Source organism: Arthrobacter sp. B0316-1-20 (assembly GCF_059091865.1).
Window position 1 is genome coordinate 252,515 of record NZ_JBNHHC010000010.1, and the last position, 6,307, is coordinate 258,821.

5 protein-coding genes are annotated in these 6,307 nt (G+C 66.8%); 1 reads left to right on the top strand and 4 read right to left on the bottom strand.

The genetic code is table 11. From position 1 onward, the window contains the following. Positions 1-76 precede the first annotated feature (76 nt). From AC5RW2_RS18550 to AC5RW2_RS18565, 4 genes are all read right to left on the bottom strand, one after another. Complete coding sequence (locus AC5RW2_RS18550) at positions 77-1,405, bottom strand: enolase C-terminal domain-like protein (RefSeq protein ID WP_493962597.1); 1,329 nt, start codon at positions 1,403-1,405, stop codon at positions 77-79. A gap of 3 nt (positions 1,406-1,408) precedes the next feature. Beyond that, positions 1,409-3,010: an aldehyde dehydrogenase (NADP(+)) gene (locus AC5RW2_RS18555; RefSeq protein WP_493962596.1), complete on the bottom strand. Its 1,602-nt coding sequence runs from the start codon at positions 3,008-3,010 to the stop codon at positions 1,409-1,411. A gap of 153 nt (positions 3,011-3,163) precedes the next feature. Next, positions 3,164-4,111 (bottom strand): 5-dehydro-4-deoxyglucarate dehydratase, encoded by a 948-nt coding sequence (kdgD, locus tag AC5RW2_RS18560; protein ID WP_493962595.1) that lies wholly within the window; start codon positions 4,109-4,111, stop codon positions 3,164-3,166. Positions 4,112-4,262: 151 nt separating this feature from the next. Then, positions 4,263-5,147, bottom strand: a complete 885-nt coding sequence (locus AC5RW2_RS18565; RefSeq protein ID WP_493962594.1) for a LysR family transcriptional regulator — start codon at positions 5,145-5,147, stop codon at positions 4,263-4,265. Between the two features lie 160 nt (positions 5,148-5,307). Here AC5RW2_RS18565 and AC5RW2_RS18570 point away from each other — a divergent pair. Further along, a partial coding sequence (locus AC5RW2_RS18570; RefSeq protein WP_494074336.1) for a tripartite tricarboxylate transporter substrate binding protein occupies positions 5,308-6,307 on the top strand: 1,000 nt, incomplete at its 3' end.

Here is a 6,307-nt window from a genome sequence, read left to right on the forward strand (position 1 = left end):
GCCGACCGGACAGAGCATCACACGGTAGAACGGAAAAATCCGCCCGCCCCGCAGCGTGCGGGGCGGGCGGAAGGTCCTAGCGGACCAGGCTGGGGCGCTTGGGGTCGAATTCCCAGCCCTGCACCAAGTACTGCATGGAGACGGCGTCGTCGCGCGCGCCGAGGCCATGCTCCAGGTACAGGGCATTCGCCTCGGCCAGCCGCTCGCGGTCCAGTTCCACGCCCAGCCCCGGGGCCTGCGGCACCTTGATCTCGCCGTCGCGGATCAGCAGCGGTTCCTTGGTCAGGCCCTGGCCGTCCTGCCAGATCCAGTGCGTGTCCAGCGCGGTGATTTCGCCCGGGGCGGCCGCGCCGACCTGGGTGAACATGGCCAGGGAGATGTCGAAGTGGTTGTTCGAGTGCGAACCCCAGGTCAGGCCGAACTCGTTGCACAGCTGTGCCACGCGGACCGAGCCGGCCATGGTCCAGAAGTGCGGATCGGCCAGCGGAATGTCGACGGCGTTGGTGCGCACCGCGTGGGCCATTTCGCGCCAATCGGTGGCGATCATGTTCGTGGCGGTCTGCAGTCCGGTGGCCCGGCGGAACTCTGCCATCACCTCGCGGCCGGAGAACTTGCCTTCGGCGCCGCAGGGGTCTTCGGCGTACGCCACCACGCCCTGCATCCGCTTGCCCAGCCGGATGGCGTCCTGCAGCAGCCAGCCGCCGTTCGGGTCCAGCGTGATGCGCGCGTCCGGGAAGCGCTCCTTGAGCGCGGTCACCGCGTCGACCTCCAGGTCGCCGGCCTGGACGCCGCCCTTGAGCTTGAAGTCCTGGAAGCCATAGCGGGCCTGCGCTGCCTCGGCCAAACGGACCACGGCCTCCGGGGTCATCGCCTCTTCCCGGCGCACCCGCTCCCAGTCGTCCGCCCCGTTGGGCTCGCGCAGGTACGGCAGGTCGGTGGCGTCCGGGTTGCCCACGTAGAACAGGTAGCCGAGCATCGGCACCGCGTCGCGCTGCTGGCCATCGCCGAGCAGTTCGGCCACGGGAACACCGAGGAACTGTCCGTGCAGGTCCAGCAAAGCGGATTCGACGGCGGTCACGGCGTGCACGGTGGTGCGCAGGTCGAAGGTCTGCAGCCCGCGGCCGCCGGAGTCGCGGTCGGCGAACGCGGCGGCGATTTCCCGCAGCAGGCTGCGGAAGCGGGCCACCGGCCGGCCGGTGATCATGGCGCCGGCGTCCTCGATGGTGGTGCGGATCTTCTCGCCGCCGGGGACTTCGCCCAAGCCGGTGCGGCCGTCGGAATCGGTCACGATGACCACGTTCCGGGTGAAGAACGGACCGTGCGCCCCGGAGAGGTTCAGCAGCATCGAGTCGTGCCCGGCGACCGGGACCACCTCGACCGCGGCAATGGTGGGTTGGTTGCTCATGCGTTACTCTCCTGCGCGTTCGATGGTGCCGTCGATGCGCCGGTTCAGCTGCCACGGGTTGGACTGCTGCAGGGGTACCGGCAGCAGGGCGTCCGGGATGTTCTGGTACGCCACCGGGCGGAGGAACCGCTCGATCGCCAGCGTGCCCACCGACGTGGTCCGGGTATCCGAGGTGGCCGGGAAGGGGCCGCCGTGGACCATCGCGTGTCCCACTTCGACGCCGGTCGGCCAGCCATTGGCCAGGATGCGGCCCACCTTGCGCTCCAGCACCGGCAGCAGCGGGGCCACCGTCGGCTGGTCCTCCTCGGTCATATGCAAGGTGGCGGTCAGCTGGCCTTCCAGCCGCTTAGCCGACGCCAGCAGGTCCTCGGTGGACGTGTAGCGGACCATCAGCGATGCCGCACCGAAGATCTCCTCGTGCAGCACATTGTTGGCTAGGAAGGTGGGGACGTCGGTGCCGAACACGGCCGGGGCCGGGGCGTTCTCCGTGGCTCCGACCTGGCCGCGGGCCACCAGGTCCACGCCATCCTGCTTGCCCAGCGACTCGACGCCGGCGGTCCAGGAGTCGGCGATGCCGCGGGTCAGCATGGTCTGGCCGGCGGCCGGGGCCATGGCGCGGTTAACGGCAGCCGCGAAAGCGTCTCCGGCTTCGCCGGCCGGGACGAAGACCAGGCCCGGTGCCGTGCAGAGCTGGCCGCTGGAACCGGTGACCGAAGCGACGTAGGCGGAGGCCAGCGCGTCCAGGCCGCCCTTGAGCGCGCCGTCGAAGAAGAATACCGGGTTAATCGAGCTCATCTCGGCGTAGACCGGGATCGGTTCGGGGCGTGCGGCGGCGGTGGCCACCAGGGCGGTGCCGCCGGAGCGGGAACCGGTGAACCCGACGGCCTTGATGGCCGGGTCGGAGACCAGCGCCTGGCCGATGCTGGCGCCGGGACCGTAGATCAGCGAGAACACACCCGGGTGCAGACCGGCGTCGCGCACGGCGTCGGCGATGGCGTGGCCGACGATTTCGCTGGTGCCTGGGTGGGCGTTGTGGGCCTTGAAGACTACCGGGCAGCCGGCGGCCAGCGCCGAGGCGGTGTCGCCGCCGGCGGTGGAGAAAGCCAGCGGGAAGTTGCTGGCGCCGAATACGGCAACCGGGCCCAGCGGGACCTTGCGCTGCCGGATGTCCGCCCGCGGCATCGGCTGGCGGTCCGGCAGGGCAGGATCAATGCGGACGCCACGGTGGTCGCCCTGGCGCACCACCGACGCAAAGAGACGCAGCTGGCCGGTGGTGCGGCCGCGTTCGCCGTTCAGCCGGGCAGCGGGGAGACCGGTTTCGGCCATCGCACGCGCGACCAGCTCTTCACCGACGGCTTCGATGTTGTCGGCGATCTTCTCCAGGAAGGCGGCGTGCGTTTCGGGATCCAGCGAGCTGAAAGATTCGAAAGCTTCCTCGGCCGCAGCAGTGGCGGTCGCGAGCTGGGCTGCGTCAATGAGGCTGTAGGCCGGTTCGAGGACTTCGTTGGTGGCAGGGTCGAAGCCGTTGACGGTGCCGCCGGTACCGGTGACGGATTCGCCGGCAATGATCGAATGGCCTGTCAGAGTTGTCTGCGTGGTGGGCATCGGGTGCTCCTTCTTACTGCTTCTTTACTGCGGTTGGTCGGCTGTAGCTGAGGGCCGGAAAGCGGCCGCCCGTCTCGGGCGGCCGCTTCGGGCCAAGAGAGCCGCCCGGGATCCCCGTGCTGAGCAAAGCGAAGCCGGGGCAGGCGGCGAACGCTAGGCGTTCTGCAGGGCAGCGTCCGCCGGGCGGATGCCGGCGGCGTCGATCAGGGCCGACAGGTCGGCGATGTCCTTCTCGGTCAGATCCTGCAGCGGCGGACGGACCAGGCCCCCGTCGCGGCCGACGGCCTTCAGGCCGCCCTTGACGATGGAGACACCATAGCCCTTAACCCGGTCACGGATGTCCAGGTAGGGGAGGACGAAGCGGTTGAGCTTCTCGGTCACGGCGTCGCGGTCCTGGTTGCGGACGTCGCGGTAGAAGTCCAGGGCGAACTCCGGCACGAAGTTGTACATGGCGGAGGAGTAGGTGCTCATGCCCAGCTGCAGCAGCGGCAGCGCAAAAGTCTCCGCGGTCGGAAGTCCGCCCAGGTAGAACAGCCGGTCGCCGTTCTTGGCGTAGACCTTGGTGAGGTGTTCGATGTCGCCCAGGGCGTCCTTGAAGCCGATGAAGTTCGTGTGCCGGTCGGCCAGTGCAGCCACGGTGTCCGCGGAATAGATGGCGTTGGCACGGTTGTAGACGATGACACCAATGCTGGTGGCGGCGCAGACGGCTGACACGTGGGCCAACAGGCCTGCCTGGTCGCATTCGGTCAGGTACGGCGGCAGCAGCAGCAACCCTTCTGCGCCCGCGGCCTCAGCATCCTTGGCATTCTGGATCGCTTGGGCGGTGGAACCACCGGCGGAAGCGAGCACGGGAACCCGGCTGCCGGCTTCCTCGACCGCCATGCGGACCACGCGGGCCGACTCTGCCGGAGTCAGGCTGAAGCCTTCTCCCGTTCCGCCGGCGGCAAACAGGCCGGCAACATCGAAGCTGGACTGCCAGTCCAAGTGCTTGCGGTAAGCGGCTTCGTCAACGTTCAATTCCGCGTCGAAGGCCGTGACCGGAAAGGACAGCAGCCCGTCCTTGAGCTTGTCTGCGAGTTCTTGGGGCGTGTACTGGGCCACGTGCATCTTCCTTTGCATTGGTGCCGGAGGCGGCGGGATTGAATGCGTTGGTTCCACCCTAGGAAGGCGGATGATGCCTGTCCAAGCCCTCTTTTGTATGGATTGATGCCCTAAGAGTATTGAGGTTCAGAAAGGCGGCGGTGGGCGGCAGCTAGGAGGCTTTGGCCCAGACGCTGTCCAGCATTCTGCGCAACGCGGGGTTGTGCGAGTTCCGGTTCCAAATGGCATGCAGCTCCACCGAGTCCGGCGCGAGTTCGGGCAGATGCAAGTAGCTGACGCCATCCACTCCCAGCAGTTGTGCCGATTCGGGCACGAAGGCCACGCCTCGGCCGGCCGCGACCAGCGCCACCACGGTCAGGATCTGGCTGACGGTGTGCGCGACGTTGCCGTGCTCGATCGGGATTTGGCGCACCACCAGATCGTAGAAATAGCGCGCCTTGATCGGTGAATGCATGATGAGCGGCACGTCTTTCAGGTCGGCCACGGCAAGCGGACGTGCCAGTTGGTCCAGCGGATGCCCGCTGGGAACAGCGAGCATCAGGTTCTCCGACAACATCAGATGCGATTCGAAGAGGTCTGTGTCAAAGGGCGGGCGGGCCAGCCCCAGGTCAAGGTCGCCGTCCATAATGGCCTGGATTTGCTCCCCGGTCACCAGTTCCTCGAGTTCGACGTCGACATCGGGCAGTTCCAGTGCGATCTCGGCGAGCAGGGGTCCAAGTACGCTGAAGGCGGTGGCGGCAGTGAAGCCGATCCGGATCTCACCCGCCCGGCCAGCGGCGATGCGGCGTGCCGTCCGGGGCGCCCGGTCCGCCGACACCACCAGCTTCCGCGCCTCGGAGAGAAAAGCGTGGCCGGCGGCGGTCAATGCCACCTTACGGTTGTCCCGCTCCAAGAGTTCGACGCCGATGCTGCGCTCCAGTTTCTGGATCTGCCTGCTGAGCGGGGGCTGGGTCATGCTCAGCCGCTCGGCGGCTCGGCCGAAATGCAACTCTTCGGCGACAGCGATGAAACTTCGGGCCTGGTCCAAGGTGAACATGATGCCTTTCAAGTATCATTCAATGCACTAATGGGCTTGGACATGCATCATAGTCTCTTTCTAGGCTCGATGTCCGAGCCACTAGTGACCTGTCTCATATGAGTCGGGTCATGGCCGAGACCCGTTCGAACATCGCTGTTCATCGAGCAAGGAGCCCGAAGTGAAAGCACTCTCCATCCGCCGGACCGTTCTAGGTCTGACCGCTGCCTCTGCTGCGCTGGCGTTGACCGCTTGCGGCGGCAACGTTGGGGGCGGCACTGCCGCCGAGGGGGACACCTTCCCCAACGGCCCCATCACCCTGACGGTCGGCCAGGCTCCGGGCGGGTCTACGGACCTGATCGCGCGCACCGCGGCCGAAGGCATGGCGGATGAGCTCGGCGTCGCCGTTCCGGTGGTGAACAAGCCCGGTGCCAACGGCGCCCTGGCAACGCAGGAAGTCGCGGCAATGAAGCCCGACGGACAGAACCTCGTCCTGCTGAATGCCTCGCTGATCACCATCACTCCGCTGGCAGTGTCTGAAGGCGAAGCCGTCAGCCTTGACGACCTGGACGTCATCAAGGGCCTTTCCCAGGACGACTACGTGTTGGTGGCCAGCGCCGAGTCCGGTTTTGAAAACCTGAACGATATCAAGAACAGCTCCAAGAAGCTGACCTTCGGCACCACCGGCGTGGGCACCGGCTCGCAGCTGTCCCAGGCCATCCTGTTCGCCCAGGCCGAGATCAAGGGCACCGCGGTGCCGTTCGATTCGGGTTCCCCTGCGCTGACCGCTGTTATGGGCAACCAAGTCCAGTTGGCCACCATTCAGCTGGGCGAAGCCAAGCCGCAGATCGACGCCGGCAAAGTCAAGCCGATCGTCGTCTTCTCCGACGAGCGCAACACCTTCCTGCCGGACGTCCCCACCGCCATTGAAGAAGGCTACGAAGTTCCGGTGTCCCAGTACCGCGCCCTGGCTGCCCCGAAGGGCCTGCCTGAAGATGTGAAGGCCAAGCTGGTCGAGTCGGTCGAGGCCGCCCAGGCCACCGATACGTACAAGGCCTTCAACGAGAAGAACATGCTGACCCCGAAGGAAATCTCCGGCGAGGAAGTCGTCCAGCAGTGGAACGACTTGGCTGCCAAGTACAAGGAGCTCACCGAGAAGTACGACATCTCGCTGGCCGGCG